Here is a 16,929-nt window from a genome sequence, read left to right as displayed (position 1 = left end):
GGCGGCCGTCCGCCGGGCGGCGTCGGCGCGGACCCGGTCGTCGTCGGCCTGCTGCCGGGCCCGGGCGGCCAGGCGCCGGGCCGCGTGGACGGCGGCCAGCGCGTCGGCGGCCTCGGCCGCTTCGACGCGGGCGGCCCGTGCGCGTGCGGCGACCTGCCGTCGCTGCTCCTCGTCGGTGACGGTCGGGGCCGGACGGCCCTGCCAGGCGGTGATCGCCTGCTGGGCGAGGTCGTGGTCGGCGGCCTGGATCGGCTCCTCGGGGCGCTGCCCGAGGGGCTGCGTCTCGTGTCCGTGGTCCCACAGGTCGCGGTAGGCGGCGACGGCCGCCGCCGCCCGGTCCCAGAGCGCGCGGTGGGGGTGGGCGGGGGCGGGTGCGGGGCCGAGCACGTCGAGCCAGGTGGGGCCGGTGGCGGCGAGTTCGGCGGCGTGCCGCTGCTCGTCGGGGAGGAGTTGGGCGGCACGCCACAGGCCGCGCTGCTCGGTGCGCGAGGCGGCGGGGGCGTCACCGGTGGGCCGGGTGGCGTGGAAGCCGGCCAGGTCGCGCCAGGCGGCGGCCGCCGCGATCCGGTCGGCCCACGGTCGGGCCCGGTCGGCGTCGGCGGGTTCGGGCCCGTGGGCGGCCGCCCAGCCGGTGCCGGTGTGGGCGTTCGCGCGGGCGCGGGCGGCCAGGCGGGCCGCCCGGACGGTGGCGTGCGCGGCGAGGTCGTGGGCGAGGGTGACGCGCGGGTCGGCGGGGTCGGCGTCGGGCAGCACCAGGCCCATCGCCTCCAGGAGCGCGGCGCCGGACCGGGCGCAGGGCGGGGCCCAGTAGGTCGGGGCGGTCGCGGGCCGAGGGGCGCCGTCGGGCAGGCGCAAGCGCTCGCCGTGGTGTTCGGCCAGGGCGTCGAGGCGGGCGACCACGATGGCGGCCAGGTCGCGCAGCGGCCGACCGGTGCGGTGGTCGGTCTCGTTGCCCCGCCCGTCCGCCCAGGCCGCGACGAGGAGCCGGTCGGTGTCGTAGCCGTCGTCGGCGAGGCGCGCGCAGCGGGCGCGCAGGGCGGGCCAGGCGTCGGCGGCGGCCAGTCGGGAGGCGGCGTGGCCGCCGAGCAGCGCGGCGATCGCCCGCTGCGCGGCCTCGGCGTTGAGTTCGTCGAGGACGTGGACGAGGCGGCCGGTGGCGGTCGCGAGGCACTGGGCCTGCTCCTCCTGGCGGCGGGCGGTGGCGCCCGCGGAGAGCCGGGTGCCGTCGCGCTCGACGATCGCGTGCCAGAGCTCGCGGGCGGTGCGCGGGTGCCCGGGTTCGCCGCCGTCCCCGTCGGGGGGTGCCTGGGTGACGAGGTAGGCGTGGTTGCCGTAGCGGCCCCGGGTGAGGGCCGGGTAGACGCCGTTGCGGTTCCAGCCGGTGTCGAGCAGGGCGCGGCCGACGTCGACGGTGACGCCCTGGCAGCGCGCGGAGGTGATCGCGTAGCCGAGGTCGACGGCGTCGGCGACGTAGGCCGGGGGCAGGATGACGGTGCGCCGGGTCCGCTGGTGGCGCACGGTCAGGGAGCCGTCGGCGCCGACGGCCCCGACGGTCCAGACGTCTCCGTTGCGGACCCACTGGCGCCGGTCGGCGGTGGCAAGGCCGCGGTCGTTCACCCGGGTGACCACGAGGTCGCCGACGCCGGCGCGCCCGCGGGCACCGAGGTCGGCCGCGCACCGGTCGTCCACCAGGCCACGGGCGATGCGGTCCACGCGGGCGAGGCGGGACAGCTCGGCGACGGCGGCGTCCGTGGCGGCGATCATGACGGAGCTCAGGCCGTCGTCGACGTCGCGCCGCCAGTCCTCGAAGAGCCGGCGCATGACGGCGGCGGCCGGGCCGCAGTGGACGCGCCCGCGCAGCTCGTACGCGTCGAAGGCGGCGCCGGCGTCGCCGACGGACAGCCGGTGCGCCGCGTCGACCTCCCACCGGCGCACCGTGCCGCCCGGGTCGCGGAAACGGCGGACCTCGGTGAGGCGGACGACGGCGTCGGGGACGCTCTCCTCGATGTCGGCGAGCGCGCCGCCCGCTCCGGGCGAGCCGAGCTGGCGCGGGTCGCCGATCGGCAGCAGCCGCCCGCCGGCCTGCCGGACCTGGCCGAGCAGCGCGGCGAGATCGGGGGTGGAGGCCTGGCCGCACTCGTCGACGATGACGATCGTGCCGGGCTGGAGCGTCCAGTGGCGCAGCCCCCGCCCGTAGCGCTCGGACATGGTCCGCCACCTGGCGATGTTCTCCGCCCGGACGCCCGCCTCGGCGGCGAGCAGGTCGGCCTGGACCTGGCCGCCGGCCAGGCCGAGGACGGGGATCCGATGGGCGTGCGCGACCTCCCTCACCAGGCGCATGATCGTGGTCTTCCCGGTGCCGGCGGGGCCGACCACCCACGTGGCCCGGGTGTCCGCGCCGAAGATCCGGCGCACCGCCTCGCGCTGCTCGTCGGAGGGCGCGAAGCCCCGCTCGCTCTCGCCGGCCGCGAGGACCCGGTCGACCTGCCCGGCCGTCAGGCGGCGCACCGGCGCGGGGGTCGTGGACGCCTCGACGAGGGCCCGCTCGGCGGCCCGGATGCCGTGGGAGGTCCACACCCGGGAGCCGACCTCGGCGAACAGCGACGGACGGTCGTCGCAGCGGGCGTACCGGGCGGGCAGGGGCACCACGTCGGGCGGGGTCAGCAACTCGCACCGGACGGGGCTGAGGACGCCGTCGACGACGCGGGCGAGGACCCGGTGGTAGTCGTCGTCGAGGTGGGCGCCGACCGCGGTGAGCCGGCGGCACGCCTCGGCCTCGACGTTGGCGCGGGTCCAGGTGGCGCGATGGCTCTCCAGCTCGGCGAGCACCGCGTCGATCGCCTTCGGGACGACCATCGGGTCGGGGCCCGGCGCGGGGTGGGTGGCGCCGGTGCGGGCGGCGGTCCGCAGCAGTTTGTCGGGGCGTCTGATGCCGTAGGCCTTGGCGCGGCGGCGCCACTGCCGGCGCTCGCCGTCGACGGTGGTCGCGGTCTTCGCCGGACGGGACTGGAGGGTGGCGGCCTGGGCCAGCTTGTACTGCTCGGCGCGCTCCGGTGCGCGGCCCTCCCGGACCGTGAACTCGGCGATCATCCGGGTCAGGGCCCGCTCGGTGGCCTCGCGGCGCCGGGAGAACCCGCGCACCGCGCCCAGCGGCACCCCGAGGAACTCGCGCACCGGCCGTTTCGCGGGCCGGATGCTGTCTGGGCGTGCCCCGGCGCGGATGCCGAACTCGGCGTGCATCCCGCGCTCCAGCTCGGCGGTGTAGGCCTCCGAGAGGGCGACCGCGATCCGGTGCAGATGGCGCGCGTCCAGGGCCAGCCAGCGGCCGTCCGCCGACCGCACCTTGCTGCTGATCGCGAGGTGCCGGTGATAGGCCGGATCGGCCGCCCGGCTGCTGCGGTGGACGAACGCGCAGGCGATGAAGCCCTGGGCGCGGACCTGCACCTGGGAGGCGGGCGTCGGGCCGGTCCGGGTGATGCAGGCCTCGCGCTCGACGCGTTCGAAGATCCGCCGGAAGGCGCGCTCCTCGACGGCCTCCAGCCGGGCCCGCTCGGTGTCGTCGGCGCACCCCCACAGCACGCTGAAGCTCTTCACCGGGGAGAACACCATCTCCCACCCGCACCGGGCGGTCCGGTTGCCCTCCTTCTCGGCCTTCGCCCGGAGCCGGAGCAGCCGCTCCTCGGTGGCCCGCGGCTCGGCGGCGGCGTACCGCTCGTACAGCTCGTCGGCGCTCGGATAACGGCTCCAGCGCCGGCCGAGCGGGCTGCCGTCGACCGGGCTGAGGGCGTCCTTGAACAGGGCGTCGGCAGCCTCCTGGGTGACCCGCCGGCCGGCGATGCCGAGCTCGGCCGCCTGCGCCCCGAGCCAGACGCCCGGGGTGTCCCCGCCGCCCTCCCAGTGGGCCGTCAGCGAGCGCGAACCGGTCCGCACATCGTCGCCGGCGACGGTGGAGAGCAGGTAGTCGATGCCGCTGCCCGCACTGATCGGGTGGAGGGTGATCACCGGCCGGCCCCGGGCCCGCCGTGACCCGTCGGGGCGCCGACGGTGTACCGGCCGGTCCGGCGGCCGACGGAGCAGGGCACCTGGCGCACTCCTTCGGGATCAACGGCGGATAGCAAGAGGTGTGCTGTTCTCGATCACGCTACTTGCCCATTCACTCTCGCTCCGGCATCTCGTCCGTGTCCGCCGCTCTTCCTCGATCGCTTCTCTCCCTTCCTGGTCGTCTCTCCGTCGCCTTCCGATCTGCTCGCAATCGAGCACTTCCAGAGCGCGTATTCGTTCCGCCGAGCGACAACGCGGGGCGGCTCACCCGAAGGTGCTGTACTCGGGCGCGGTGGGGCGCAAGGATCGCGCCATGACCTCACGCAGGAACGAGCAGACGATGGACCGGCGCGCGGCCCTGAAGCGGCGCCAGGAGCAGGAGCGCGAAGACCTCCGGCAGCGGCAGACCCGCCAGACCTCCGCCCTCACCGCGATCGACCGGGCCAAGGAGCGGGTCGAGATGGCCCAGGGAGAGCTCGCGAGGGAACTGGAGAAGGCCGTACCGCTCTTCGACGGCGACATCGAGGAACTCGCCGAGACGTCCGGGATCCCCAAGCGCGACGTGCAGGCCGCACTGAAGGGGCGGCAGGAGATCTCCGCACGCATGGCGAGGCTCACCTTCCCCTCCCCCGCAACGGCACCGGCGAGCGGCGAAGAGCAGGACGCGGAACACGACCCGGCCGGCACCTGTTGACCGACGTGCCGCAGCCGCAGGGACACCGACTTCATCCGCCCGTGTCGGCCGACGTCCACGCGACCGGACGAGCGGGCGCCACCGCAGCGGGACCGCGGTCACCCCGGCACCACCGAGACGGAGCACCCCCCGGCACCCCGCATACAGTTTCCTGGTGACCCGCCCCGACCCGTACGACGTCCTCACCCAGTGGCTCGCCGCCGGCCGCGGCAAGCACGGCCGCGCCCTGCAGGGCACCACCCCCACCCGCTACGAGGCCGACCTGCGGGAGTGGCTGTACTTCACCCAGGAGACCACCGGCATCGGTGCCTGGAACGCCGACGAGTCGACGGCCACCACCTGGGCCTACGCCCCCGCCCTGCGCCGCCCCAACCCCGACCGGCCCTCACGCCGCCCACTCGCACCGCGCGTCTCCCTGCACAACCCCGCCCGCCGCCTGGCCGCCCTCGCCGCGTTCTACGCCTACGCCGCCGACGCCGGCCACATCCCCGAGCCCCCCTTCAACGCCGCCGCGCTGCGCCCCGCACCCACCGCGCTGCCCCGCACCGCACCGCTCACCCTGGAGCAGGCCGCGGCCCTCCAGTACGCCGCCGACGACGTCCTGCCCGGCCACCACCGCCGCGGCCCGTACGACACCGCCCCGCACCGCGACCGCCTCCTCGTCCACCTCCTCCTCGACGGCCTGCGCCCCCGCCAGGCCGTCGGCATCGACCTGGAGGGCCTGCACGAGGAGGACCCGCACCGCCGGATCCGCACCCTCACCTGCCCCGCCCCCAAGGGCGACGGCAGCATCACCCACCAGCCCTCCCACGAGGTCTGGCAGGCCATCGCCGACTACCTGCCGCACCGCGTCGACGGCCGCGACCCGGACACCGGCCGCCGTCCCCTGCTGACCAGCCGCAACGGCAGACGGCTGGACTCCAACACCATGCCCGGACGCATCGTCAAAGCCATCGCCGCGCGGGTGCCGGAACTCGTCTTCGAGGCCAACACCGTCACCCCCGACCGCCTCGCCATGGCCCCCGCCGTCCTCCTCGACCACCCGCTGCCCCCACCCGCCCCCGACGGCTGGGCCCCACCCGGCGCCCAGCCCCTCGAACGCCTGCGCCTCGACCTGCGCCACGCCCTCGACGCCGCCCCGCTCTGCCCGCCCCTCGAAGGCGGCTGCCCCGCCGACTGCGAACGCTGCGCCGTCCGCAAACGGCTGTGGGCCGGGTGGGAGGAGCGCTGGAGCGCCGCCGACCCCGCCTACCTGTCCTGGCCGCTTCCGCCCTACGACCACCGCCAACGCCCCGCCGAACGCCTCCTCGCCTACCACCGGGGCCGCTGCGCCGTCTGCGGCTCCGCCCCCGACAGCGGCCGCCCCGCCCACACCGAGGACCACGACCCCCACACCGGCCTCACCCGCGGCCTCCTCTGCCACCGCTGCCGCCCCCAGGCAGAGCAGGGCGCAGCCCCGTTCTGGGTCCGCTACCACGAGCGCCCGCCCGCCGCCGTCCTCGGCCTGGAACTGCGCTACCCGGCGCTCGCACCGAACCGCCCGTAAGGCCGCCGGGATCAGACGGGTACGGGGGAAGGACGGCACGCGCCCGGTCCGCCGCCGCTGACGGGACGTCGCAGCATGCCGCATCGCAGTGGCACGCGGACATGGGCCTCCGGCGATCCCCGCGCCTACGGGGCCGACCGCTTGGACCGAAGCACCGCCTCAGCCAGAGGAGAACCATCCCCGCGCGTGCGGGGCCGACGAAGAGGCCGCCCGGATGATGGAGAAGCTCGGGGAACCATCCCTGCGCGTGCGGGGCCGACAGCGTGCCAGCGATATCCCAACCCGAGAAGAAGGAACCATCCCCGCGCGTGCGGGGCCGACTCGATGCCGAAGCTGGCGAGCTTGGGCGAGACGGGACCATCCCCGCGCGTGCGGGGCCGACTGCTCTGCACCGGTCGGTTGGCTCGCGCCCCGGGAACCATCCCCGCGCGTGCGGGGCCGACCTGCTTGGCCTCCACCCAGGCGCCGCCGGCCTGGAACCATCCCCGCGCGTGCGGGGCCGACGCCACGTACCCCAGAACGTACACCCAGATTCGGGAACCATCCCCGCGCGTGCGGGGCCGACACTTCGTGACCTGCGGGTTTATCGGCGGGAGCGGGCCGAGAGAATCAGTCCGTCGAAGTCGACGGGCTTCCAGCGGTCCTTGCCCGCCGTGCGGACGGTCCAGCCTTGTTCGTTGGTGGCGGGTTCGACGAGGACGGCTTGGCCGTCGCCGATGCGGGTGGCGAGGAGTTCCCAGAGCCGGTCGCGGATGCGGCGGCTGGGGGTGCCGACGAAGACGCCGGCGTTGACTTCGACCATCCAGCGGGTGAGGTGGCCGCGGAGGCCTTCGGGAGCCGCGATGAGAATGATGACGGTCACGGGCTGCTCGTGTCCTGGGTGAACTCCGGGCCGATGATGGCCAGGTGTTCGTCGCCCATTCCCGGGTCGGAGACGGCCGCTGTCGTCGGGCCTTCGGTGCCCGACCAGTTGACACCGCCCTGGACCGCACCGACGCGTTCGTCCCACAGTTCGTTGACCTCGACGTCGGGCATCTCGGTGCCCTCCGGGCTGAGGAGCGTCTTGACGTCGTGAACGATGCGCCCGAGCAGCTTGTCCTGGGCGATGCGGTCACGCAGGCCGAGGCGGGCGTCGCGTTCCTCGGTGTGTCCCTGCTGGGCGAGGTCGAAGGCGAGGGGGATGGTGTACTCGGCCTTGTAGAGGTCCGCGATGTCCAGGACGAACGAGGTCGCCAGTCCGGTGTGGACGAAGCCGAGCCCCGGGCTGGTGCCCAGGCCGGTGATGACCGCGTGGCAGATCCCGTACAGAGCGGCGTTGGCCGCCGACAGCAGCCGGTTCAGGTCGTCGCCCGCGGCGTACGCGTCGCCGGCCTTGTAGACCCGTCCGTTCCAGGGAACGCCGGTTCGCCGCGCTTCGGCCTGGTAGAGCTTGCGGATGCGGGCGCCCTCACGGCCGCGCAGTTGCTGCATGGTGGCGGTGCTGACGTCCTCACCGGGGAACCGCATCCGGTACATGTTCCGCGCGACGGCCAGGCGTTCCTTCGTCCGGCTGACCAGCCAGGCCTGCCGGTTGAGGAGGGCCGCGCCGCGGCTGGGGCCGAGACCGGCGGCGTACATGCGCACGCCCTGCTCGCCGACCCAGCACACGGTGGTGCCGGAGTCGGCGAGGAGGTTGACCGCGCCGTGGGTGATGCGGGTACCCGGGCCGAGCAGCATCACGGCGACCATGGCGGCGGGCACGCGGACGGTCTCGCGTTTGTTGATGACGACGACGGCGTTCTCGTCACGGTCGATGTGGCTGCGCTCCACGTAGACGCTGGAGACGCGGTCGGCCAGGCGGTGCAGGTCGTGGGGGTGGGCTTTCCACCAGATGTCGGCCATCGTCAGCGGGCCCCGGCGGGCAGCGGGGCGAGGGTGAGCAGGCCGCAGCCGTAGGCCTTGGACGGGCCGATGCCGCCGAGGAGCGCCGCCTGCAGGAGGCCCGGGTCGCTGATCCGCAGACGCCCTTCGAAGGTGGCCGTGGTGAGCGTGACCGGGGTGCGGGTGCCAGGCTTGGTGAAGGTGCTGCGGCTGCGGTCGGTGATCCGCACCTCCCGGGCGGGCCGCGCGTCGGCCGGGGTGTCGGAGGCTGACGGTTCGAGACCCGGTGCCGGGGCGTCGGTGCGTGCCTCGGGGACGGCGAAGCCCCAGCGGTCGGTGCGGTCCAGGAACCAGGTGAGCTGCTGGGCGGCGGTGCGGTGGGCCATGCGGTAGGAGCGGTGGTGGAGTTCGGCGGCGGTCTTGGCCCGGTGCGCGCTCGCCTTGTCGGGCTTGGCGGTGTTCTGGACGGGGCTGGCCTTGAGCCGGAAGGCGAACTCGCGGCCGACGGCGAGCTGGGCGAGCAGCGGGGTGTAGTCGCGGATCGCGTAGTGCTCGCCTTCGGCGTCGGGCCATCCGGCCTGTTCGACGATGTGGGTCCAGTCCGGCTTGGAGGGGGTGAGGACCAGCAGCGCCGGGCGGCGCGGGTGGTCGGCGTCCAGGCGCCACAGGATGCGGTCGCCGGGGGCGATGTCGGGGACGCCGGCCGTGACGGCGCCGTGCAGGGCGCGGGGGTTGGCGAGCAGGGTGCGGCTGGCGGCGCGCAGGGGGTTGATGCGGACGCGGGAGAGGTAGGTCATCGGGTCACCAGCCCAGCAGGGCGAACGGGTCGTGGTCGCCGGCCGCCGTGGCCGACTGGGTGGTCGTGGTCGTCCGGGCGAGGCCGGTGGGGACGTCGAGCCAGGCGTGGCGGATCCGCCGGGCGGAGAAGCCGCGTTCGCGGGGGTCGAAGGAGCGGGGGACGTCCTGGAGGGTGTCGTCGCCCGACGGGTCGTCGAAGGTCGCGGCCAGGTCGATCCGGTGCGGGGAGGACGGCTCCGCCCTCCGCTCGCACCGCCGTCGGTAGGCCTCCTTGACGGCTGCGCCCGCCTGCCAGGGCTCCTGCGCCAGCACATCCTCCAGGGTCCCGTCGCGCACCGCGCCGAGGGCGAGCGGCTGGGTGGGGACGCAGGAACGTCGGCCGAGGGCGAGCGGGAAGGCGGGGCGGCGGATCGCCTCGGCGAGCGTCTCGACGAGCGCGGCCGGGCCCTGGACGGCGGCGACGAACACCGCGTCCTGGAGGTAGTACCGGTGGGTGACGTGGGTGTCCTTGGCCGGGGAAGTCGGCTTCTGCAGGCCCTTGGCGTTGACGCCGGCCTGCGGCAGCGGCCGGCCCCGGTAGTCGCTGACGGTGTGGTAGTCGCGCAGCAGTGTTCCGGGCTGGTCGACGCGCACGCCCAGGCGCAGGCCGACCAACTCGGTGAGGTCCGCTTCGCGCGGGTATCCCGCGGCGGCGGCGAGCAGGCCGACGACGCCGGACTTGGTCGGCTGGGGCCGGCTGTCGCGACGGTTGAACGCGCTGCGGTCACCCCAGGACTGGAGAGGGCCTGCCAGCCGCAGGACGAGGACTGCCTCGTCCTGCGGGGCCAGGACCGGGGCCGATGCGGGAGTGGGGTCGACGGGCATCAGTTGTCGTTCACCCGCTCGATGAGGGCGGTGCGCAGGCCCTCGCGCAGCTCGGGGAAGGTGCGGTTCGCGCCGAAGGCCTCCGTCAGCTTCCCCCCGGTCTCCTCCGTGTCGGCGCCGAGGGTGTGGCAGATGCCGACGTACAGCGGGGTGTCGCCCCACTGCTCGGTGGCGGTGGCGAACTCCGCCGCGAGGCGGCGCGCGGACTCGGCGACGATGCCCCGGCTCGCCGGGACGGGGTTCTCGTATGCGGAGACGAGGTTCACCGGCTGGTCGGCGCGCACGACGACGGCCACCAGGCTCGGCCGGGTGCGGTGGGCGAAGGAGTTGCCGTATCCGGTGGGCATGGAACGGGCGAAGGAGTCGACGAACAGGCCGACGGCGTCGACCGCGGCCTTGTCGTCGCCGAGGTTCTCCCTCAGCTGGTGCAGGCCGACGGTGGCGTAGCGGTAGAGCGTGGCGGAGTTGAAGCCGATGGTGCCGATCATGCCGGCGCCGGTCTCGTCGGCGGTGTTCTCGTCGTCGACGGCCGTGTAGTAGTCGAACTCGAGCTCAGCGGCGTGGGTGGAGATGGCGTGCGCGACCTGCGTCGCGGCGTCCACGTTCAGCCCGGGGATGTCCGCGACCATCCGGCCGAACAGCGCCACGTCCGCGGGATGCCCGCTCTGCAGCTGCTCCTTGACCGGCAGGGCCTTGACCGCCTCTTCCAGGGCCTTGGCGTCGAGGGCGGCGAGGTCGGTGGCGGTGTCGGCGACCAGGCCGACGATGGCGTCCAGCTGGCGGCGACCGTAGAACAGGAGGTAGGCGGTGTCGCCCGCCTTCTTGCCGGCGGAGATCCCGGTCGACTTGATCAGCGCGTCGGCGATCCGCTGCGCGTCCTCGGCCGCGATGCCGCTGCGCTCGGCGATGCCCTTGGCGAGCTGGGAGGCGATCCGCTTGGTGCGGGTGGCGAGGTCCTGCGGGTCGCGGCTCTCGGTGAAGTGGATGCGGGTGGCGCGCTTCCAGGCCTGGGAGGAGACGCGGGAGCGGCGCTTGCCGCCGAAGTAGGCCTCCTTGGGGTTGCCGTTGTCGTCGCGGTTGAGGTTCGCCGGCGGGACGGTCTGCAGGATGTGCACGTCGATGTAGAGGCGGTCGGTCATGCGCTTCTCCTCGAAGGTGATGGTGCCGGTGGTGGCGGGTGTGCCGAGGCTGCGGTTGTCCAGCGGCGCGCTCAGCTGCCGGCGGCGCCCTTGTCCTTCCAGGCCTGGTAGCCGATGGCCCACTTGAGACGCACCTGCGGGCGCCGGTCGGTGTGGTGCCAGGCCCGGATGTCGGCCATCAGGTAGTTGTAGTCCAGCGGCTGCCCGACGGTGCGCAACTGGGTGACCAGGCCGCGCAGGTGCACCAGCAGCGCGGACACGCTGGTGGCGCCCGCGAGCTGGGCGACGCGGGTGTCGAGCGCCTCCTCGCTGAACCTGCCGCTGCGGCGCAGGGCGCGCAGGGCCTCGCCGAGCTTGACGCCCCGACGGTGCATCGGTGTGGACTGGCTCTGCTGGTGGAGGCCGTAGAGCGCGAGCGCGGCGTGCTCGGCCTTCTGCTCGTCGGAGACCTCGTCGCGCAGCGCCAGAGCGTCGTTGACCTCGCAGCTGTAGAGGGGCCACATCTTGGGGCTGTCCATGACGGGGCGCCCGAGGCCGGAGCGCAGGGCCGCGAGGTCCTCGCCGGGCGGTCGGCGCGGCTGCTTGGTACGCGGGTCGATGCGCCAGGTGTGGTCGTGGGCGATGAATGCGTCCCAGTACCTGCGCCGCCTGGCGGCGGTGGTGTGCTCAGTAGTCAAGGTCCGCTCCGGGATCGGGGTCGGGTTCGAGGGCGGGTCCGGTCTCGGCTTCCCGGGCGGCGGCCGCTTCCCGGACGGCGTCGGCGTGACGGGGGAGGATGTCGTCGACCTGACGCCGGAAGTTGGCGCCCGCGGTGCCGAGCTTGTAGGTCTGCGGCTTGCCCGACTTGCCGGCCTGGTCGACGGTGCGGCCCGCGAAGGTGGTGGCGGGAGCGGCCAGCAGGAGCTCGTTCGCCGCGTCCCGTGCCAGGCGGTGGGCCAGCTCCTCCCAGGCGAGCCTGCCCCGCTCCAGGACGTCTTCGTCGGTTCCGGCGTCGCGGACGCCGGCGAGCAGGCGCCGCACCAGCGGGTCGAGGGTGTGCAGGAGGAGGTCGCCCGGACGCTGGCCCTTGTCCCAGGGGATGGGGTCCGCGCCGGCGGCCCGGCGAAGGTCGGCGGAGAGGTTGTTGACGGCCTTCGCGAGCTGTTCCGCCTGCTCCGCGACGTCCAGGAGGAGCTCGTGCGCTTCGCTGTCCTGGTGCAGGGCGAGCAGGGGCAGGGGGATGGTGTCGTGGATGACGTCCTCGACGACGGAGGACTGGGTGCCGTAGACCATACCGAAGGTCTCGACCTGGAACGGGTAGTCGGCCGCGAGCTTGCCGATCGCCCGCAGGGCGCTGGCCTCGTCGAGCAGGACGCTGGTCTCGAAGATGCCCTCCGGACCCTGGCGGGCCGGGGTGAGGAGCGCGTCCAGGCCCCGCCAGGCGGCCTTGCCCTGGGTGTGCCGGCGCGGCCTGCGTTCGGGGAGTGCCGATGCGGACTTCTTGGCGGGCGCCGTGAACGCCCAGGCGGTGTGCGGCTCCTGGATCGGCAGGGCCGTGAGGCGGTCTCCGGCGCTGACGACCACCCGGGCGACCCTCAGCCGGCCGGACTCGTCCTGGTGCGGGACGAGCCGGATCCGCCGGGCCTGCCAGGTCCACAGGTCGAGCAGGCCCTCGGCCGCACGCGGCTTCCAGGCGGGGCCGTGCGGACCCCTTGTCCACTGCGGGGCTCCGATGACACTGACCGGGGTGACCGGCAGGTTCAGCAGAAGGGTCTCGTACAGGGTGCGCCCGACGGGGACGATGACGCCGAGCTGGCCGAGCGGGCCGGTCGGATTCCCGGTCGTCTTGCCAGCCTTGACCTGGTCGTCGCCGACGACGCCCGTCTTGATCGCCGCGGTGTCCCAGCAGTGCGTGTGCACGAGCCAGTGGGCGGCCTGGGCTGGCGTCAGATCGAGCGGGTCCGCGTCCGAACGGCTGGCGAAGAGCGGCACGTTGTTGCCGCTCGCCGCCGTCGCCACCAGGGCGGCGGAGCCCTTCGTCTCGTCCTTGGCGGTCCGCAGCCCGGCGACCTGCGCGAACGGGTCGGCCGGATCGAAGAGGTCGAACTTCGCGCGGTGCTCGTCGAGGTAGGTCCGGAGCCTGTCCAGCTCGTCCTCGGTGAACCCGTCCTTGTGCGCGAGCCGCTCCCCCTTCTCCCGCAGCGTCTGGGGCGCGCCGATGGCGTGGGCGACGACGGGCAACAGGACCTGGCGCAGGACGGCCGGCAGCTGGGTGGAGAACTCGACGACGAGGCCTTCCAGCTCGTGGGCACGGGCCAGGGCCTCGGCGATCCCCAGCTCCACGGGCGGCCCGCCGCCGACGGGGCGCACCGCCAGCCACGGCTCCTCGACAAGGTTGTACCCAGGCACGCGCTGTTCTCCCAACTAGCCATGTTTAGCTCGCTGCTGGCTCATCGTGGCACCCGCGGCTCTCCGGTGTGAGGCGAATGCTTAGATTGCCCCTCGGTCCCGCGGATCTCATGCGCGGGAATGGCCCCTGGCCGTGTTTGCGAGCCGGTTCCGGCTGCAAGTAGGCCCCGCGCTCGCGGGGTTGGGAGTGTGTGGGCGGAGCGGAGCTCCGTCTGTTCCGCCCACACCACCCGCTACCGGTACGGCCTTCCTCCGCTCACCACGAGACCGAGCAGGTCGTCGTAGCGCAGCCGGAAGTCGCCGATGACCGCCTCCCCCTGTCCGTCGAGCTCCAGGGCCAGGCTGTAGCGCAGCCACGGATGGTCCCGCCATCCTGGCAGGGGGCCGAGTGCCTGCTTCGCTGCCTCGGTCAGCTTGGCGGGCAGGCGCACCGTCCCGGAGAGCACGTCGTCGACCACTTCCGCGGCGACTTCGCCGTTCGGCCCGAGCCTGCGGCCCGTCACCGCCCGGAAGCCGCCCTCCTCCCGGTGGACCAGGACCACCTCCACGCTGGGGTCCCCGTCCCGGACGAGTGCCTCGAACTGGCCTTCGGAGAGCGTGCCGTGGCCTCCGTAGTGCAGCCCTGCCAGCGTCGGCGACCCGTGGTCGCCCGCTCGGGTCAGCACGTACTCGGCGGCCTTCGCGCGACGCTCGGCCTGCCGCTGCTCCCATTCCTGCCGGCCCTGTGCCTCGGCCTCGGCCCACGCCGCCGGGACGACCGGGTCCGTGCCGTAGACCCGGGCGACCAGGTCCGGCACCCGGCCCGGAATGTTCCACGCGCCTGCGTCGGCCGCCGCCCGCTCGACCTCGGCGGCCGTCCGCAGGAGGAGGTAGCGGCCGTAGATCTTTTCGGAGGCGCGCAGGATGTGCGGCGCGCCGTCACCGTCGAGGCCGACGCCGGTGACGACGACGGTGGGCTGCGACAGCAGGTGGGGGCGCTTCACGCCGTCGTGGCGGTGGAGGCGGCCGATGCGCTGGAGGAGGAGGTCGATCGGGGCGAGGTCGGTGATCAGCAGATCGGCGTCGACGTCGAAGGACTGCTCCGCGAGCTGGGTGGCGACCACGATCAGCCTGCCGGGCCGCTCGACACCCTCCGCCGGTGGCCCGAGCATGTCCAGCACCTCCTGCGTGCGGTCGGCCCGGTGGCCCGCGTGCAGGCGGCCGTGCAGGAGGCGGACGTCGGCGCCGTACTCCTTGTGGAGGGCGTCGAACGTGGCCTGGGCGCGGGCCACGGTGTTGCGGATGATCAGTACGCATCCGCCGTCGGCCAGTCGCTCCCTCAGGTAGTCGGCCACGGCTGCATCCGCCGGTTCCGGTGCGGGCTGCGCGCCCTGGTGGGAAGCGGTCCTCGTCGGCGGCTCGTCGAGCACCTCGACCCGCACCTGAAGGTCCTCGCGCCAGGATCCGGTGCTCTCGACCAGCAGCTCCGGCCTGCCGTCCTGCCCGGCCCAGGCCGCCGTCACGCTCGGGTAGCCCTGCGGCTCGGGGAGCTCCAGTGCCTCCGGAACCTCCGCGGACCGCGTACCGGCCAGGTATGCGGCGACCAGGCGGCGTCGCTGTTCGGGCGGCAGGGTAGCCGACAGCAGCACCACCGGTACCCCGGCCTGGCCGAGCCACCACAGGCCCTCCAGAAGGAACTGCGACATGTAGACGTCGGCGGCGTGGACCTCGTCCAGGATCACGACCTTGCCCATCAGGCCAGCCATTCGCAGCATTACATGCTTGGTCCGGGTCGCGGCAAACAGAAGCTGATCGATCGTGCCGACCGCGAACGGACTCAACAGGCCGCGACGACGCCCGAGGAACCACTCCGCAGGAGCCCGGCGCTCCCCGCCTTCACAATCGTCGAAGCGATCGGACTCCATGCCGTACTCGTCCACCGTCGAGTAGCGGGAGTCGGCGTCCTGACCCCACTCCCCCGAATCCTCCAGCAGGCCGCGCCACTCCTTGTTGAACATCCGCTTGCCGTGCAGCAGCGCGACCTGGTCATCCAGCCCGTCCTCGACGTTGCGCAGCCAGGACCGGAACTGGGTGAACATCGGATCCGCGGTCGCCTGGGTCGGCATGCCCAGATACGCCCCGTCCAAGCCGTACCGGGAGGCCAGCAGCTCCACCGCCGCCAACGCCGCCTTCGTCTTCCCCTCCCCCATCGGCGCCTCGACGATCACCAGCCCCGGCCCGCCCATCCGACGCACGACGTCGAGCACCAGCTCCTGCGACGGACGGGTCCCATGACCGAAACGGTCCCGGAACGCTTCCGGGCCGGGAACCGGCAGCGCCCCCCACCCACCACGCAGACCCAGCCCCGACCACGCCTCCGAAGCCCGCTGCCGCGCCTGAGACATCGTCACCTTCTCCAGATCCGAAACCCCGGCGAAGTGCCTCTCGTCGCTGGCGATCCAGTCCGCCATCACCACGAGACCGGACAGCTGGAGCTGCATCGCACGCCCCGGCACCAGAGCCGGCTCCACCGCGGACAGCGGCGACTCCCCCTCGATGCCCAGCTCACGGGAGAACACCTCCACCAGCGCCGACTGCGCCAGCTTCCAGGACGACCCCTTCCCCTGGAGGTCCTCCTTCTTCGGGCGCAACTGGCCCAGCGTCGGAAAGCGCCCGTGGTGGCCGGCGACCAGCGGCCAGACCCAGTCGATCTGCTCCTCCGCCCAGCCCGCCGCGGCAAGCGCCGCACGCAGCAGCCGGCCGCCGGCCTTGTCATGCCGCCAGGCCGCGGAGTTCACCGCGTACTTGTCCCACGAGAGGCCCGCTCGGCGAACGGCGTCCGCCAAGCCGGAGTCCAGGTACTGGAAGGCCGGGACGGCCTTGCCGTAGTCATGGATCCCGCACAGCCAGGCGAAGAGGCGCCGCCCCTTCCCCCGGCCGCCCGCGACGGCATCCAGACGCCGCTTCGTCACGGGCGGCAGGTAGCGGTCCCAGACAACCTCCGCCACCGCCGCGGTGTCCAGCATGTGCGACAGAAGAAGGTTGGCAGACCCCCCGGCCCGCCCAGCCGACTTCCCCCACAATGCGCCCAGCCAGCCCCTGACCTCGGGCGGGTACCACTGCCAGCGGTCCTCAGCCATCGTCCCGACCTCCATGTGCGAGTACGCTTCGGGAGCCTAAGGTGTGGTACTGACAATTGGCTTGACCGCGAGAAGATATGACGACAATTCAGGAAATCTGCTATGAGCCGCCTGCCAAATCGAACTGAATCAATCGGCGCCCACTGAGGAGAATCGCTGCAGGTCAGGAAGTGTCGGCCCCGCGCTCGCGGGGGTTGCTCCAGCGCGCCCGCGAGGAGCGTGAACAGCAGCGCGTCGGCCCCGCGCTCGCGGGGGTTGCTCCGTCTCGGTCGTCCTCGCCGCCCCGGCCGGCACGTCGGCCCCGCGCTCGCGGGGGTTGCTCGGAGAGAGCCATGTTCGCCGCCGTCTTCCTGCTGTCGGCCCCGCGCTCGCGGGGGTTGCTCTGAGAAGGCATCCGCAAACCCGTCGCGGGGCTTGGGGTTAGCACGAGTGTTCCCGTGTTCCCGATTCGGGTGATCTCGGTGTTGTCGCCGCATGAAG

The 16,929-nt window shown here is 73.7% G+C and carries 11 protein-coding genes and 2 CRISPR repeat arrays; of the genes, 2 read left to right on the top strand and 9 right to left on the bottom strand.

Annotation, left to right across the window (positions count from 1 at the left end; all coding sequences use genetic code 11):
• On the bottom strand, window positions 1-4,002 hold a 4,002-nt coding region (gene mobF / locus ABZ449_RS39620), incomplete at its 3' end, for a MobF family relaxase (RefSeq protein ID WP_360356313.1).
• A gap of 352 nt (window positions 4,003-4,354) precedes the next feature.
• Here mobF and ABZ449_RS39615 point away from each other — a divergent pair.
• On the top strand, window positions 4,355-4,735 hold the full coding sequence (locus tag ABZ449_RS39615) for a hypothetical protein (RefSeq protein ID WP_360356311.1): 381 nt from the start codon (window positions 4,355-4,357) through the stop codon (window positions 4,733-4,735).
• A gap of 154 nt (window positions 4,736-4,889) precedes the next feature.
• Window positions 4,890-6,281, top strand: coding sequence for an endonuclease domain-containing protein (locus ABZ449_RS39610; RefSeq protein WP_360356308.1), 1,392 nt, complete (start codon window positions 4,890-4,892; stop codon window positions 6,279-6,281).
• A gap of 109 nt (window positions 6,282-6,390) precedes the next feature.
• Window positions 6,391-6,846: a CRISPR direct-repeat array (repeat unit 28 nt; unit sequence GAACCATCCCCGCGCGTGCGGGGCCGAC).
• Between the two features lie 18 nt (window positions 6,847-6,864).
• Here the strand turns inward: ABZ449_RS39610 and cas2e are convergent.
• The 8 genes from cas2e to cas3 form a co-directional block, all read right to left on the bottom strand.
• Window positions 6,865-7,143 (bottom strand): type I-E CRISPR-associated endoribonuclease Cas2e, encoded by a 279-nt coding sequence (cas2e, locus tag ABZ449_RS39605; protein ID WP_359826378.1) that lies wholly within the window; start codon window positions 7,141-7,143, stop codon window positions 6,865-6,867.
• Entirely contained in the window at window positions 7,140-8,162 is a 1,023-nt protein-coding gene (gene cas1e / locus ABZ449_RS39600; protein WP_360356305.1) for a type I-E CRISPR-associated endonuclease Cas1e, read from the bottom strand. Before cas1e ends, cas2e begins: the two co-directional genes overlap by 4 nt.
• A gap of 2 nt (window positions 8,163-8,164) precedes the next feature.
• The gene (gene cas6e, locus ABZ449_RS39595) at window positions 8,165-8,938 is read right to left on the bottom strand and encodes a type I-E CRISPR-associated protein Cas6/Cse3/CasE (protein ID WP_360356302.1); all 774 of its coding nucleotides are present in this window, start codon (window positions 8,936-8,938) and stop codon (window positions 8,165-8,167) included.
• A gap of 4 nt (window positions 8,939-8,942) precedes the next feature.
• Window positions 8,943-9,803: a type I-E CRISPR-associated protein Cas5/CasD gene (gene cas5e, locus ABZ449_RS39590; RefSeq protein ID WP_360356300.1), complete on the bottom strand. Its 861-nt coding sequence runs from the start codon at window positions 9,801-9,803 to the stop codon at window positions 8,943-8,945.
• Window positions 9,803-10,942, bottom strand: coding sequence for a type I-E CRISPR-associated protein Cas7/Cse4/CasC (gene cas7e, locus ABZ449_RS39585; protein WP_360356315.1), 1,140 nt, complete (start codon window positions 10,940-10,942; stop codon window positions 9,803-9,805). Before cas7e ends, cas5e begins: the two co-directional genes overlap by 1 nt.
• 71 nt (window positions 10,943-11,013) lie before the next feature.
• Window positions 11,014-11,619, bottom strand: a complete 606-nt coding sequence (gene casB, locus ABZ449_RS39580; RefSeq protein WP_360356297.1) for a type I-E CRISPR-associated protein Cse2/CasB — start codon at window positions 11,617-11,619, stop codon at window positions 11,014-11,016.
• Window positions 11,609-13,330 carry a type I-E CRISPR-associated protein Cse1/CasA gene (casA, locus tag ABZ449_RS39575; protein WP_360356294.1) on the bottom strand — a complete coding sequence of 574 codons (1,722 nt, stop codon included), beginning with the start codon at window positions 13,328-13,330 and terminating at the stop codon, window positions 11,609-11,611. Before casA ends, casB begins: the two co-directional genes overlap by 11 nt.
• 233 nt (window positions 13,331-13,563) lie before the next feature.
• The gene (gene cas3 / locus ABZ449_RS39570) at window positions 13,564-16,449 is read right to left on the bottom strand and encodes a CRISPR-associated helicase Cas3' (RefSeq protein ID WP_360356291.1); all 2,886 of its coding nucleotides are present in this window, start codon (window positions 16,447-16,449) and stop codon (window positions 13,564-13,566) included.
• A 172-nt stretch (window positions 16,450-16,621) separates the two neighbouring features.
• Window positions 16,622-16,832: direct repeats of the CRISPR family, unit length 28 nt; unit sequence GTCGGCCCCGCGCTCGCGGGGGTTGCTC.
• Window positions 16,833-16,929: the final 97 nt, after the last annotated feature.

Origin of the sequence: Kitasatospora sp. NPDC005856 (genome assembly GCF_040629945.1) — a bacterium.
Classification (GTDB): domain Bacteria; phylum Actinomycetota; class Actinomycetes; order Streptomycetales; family Streptomycetaceae; genus Kitasatospora.
This window is presented reverse-complemented; position numbering and strand designations above follow the sequence as displayed.

What these genes read in the sequence shown, in the direction of transcription:
- ABZ449_RS39615 (WP_360356311.1), top strand. Translation starts at nt 4,355, where the DNA reads ATGACCTCACGCAGGAACGAGCAGACGATGGACCGGCGCGCGGCCCTG.
- cas1e (WP_360356305.1), bottom strand. Translation starts at nt 8,162, where the DNA reads ATGGCCGACATCTGGTGGAAAGCCCACCCCCACGACCTGCACCGCCTG.
- cas6e (WP_360356302.1), bottom strand. Translation starts at nt 8,938, where the DNA reads ATGACCTACCTCTCCCGCGTCCGCATCAACCCCCTGCGCGCCGCCAGC.
- cas5e (WP_360356300.1), bottom strand. Translation starts at nt 9,803, where the DNA reads ATGCCCGTCGACCCCACTCCCGCATCGGCCCCGGTCCTGGCCCCGCAG.
- cas7e (WP_360356315.1), bottom strand. Translation starts at nt 10,942, where the DNA reads ATGACCGACCGCCTCTACATCGACGTGCACATCCTGCAGACCGTCCCG.
- cas3 (WP_360356291.1), bottom strand. Translation starts at nt 16,449, where the DNA reads ATGGCTGAGGACCGCTGGCAGTGGTACCCGCCCGAGGTCAGGGGCTGG.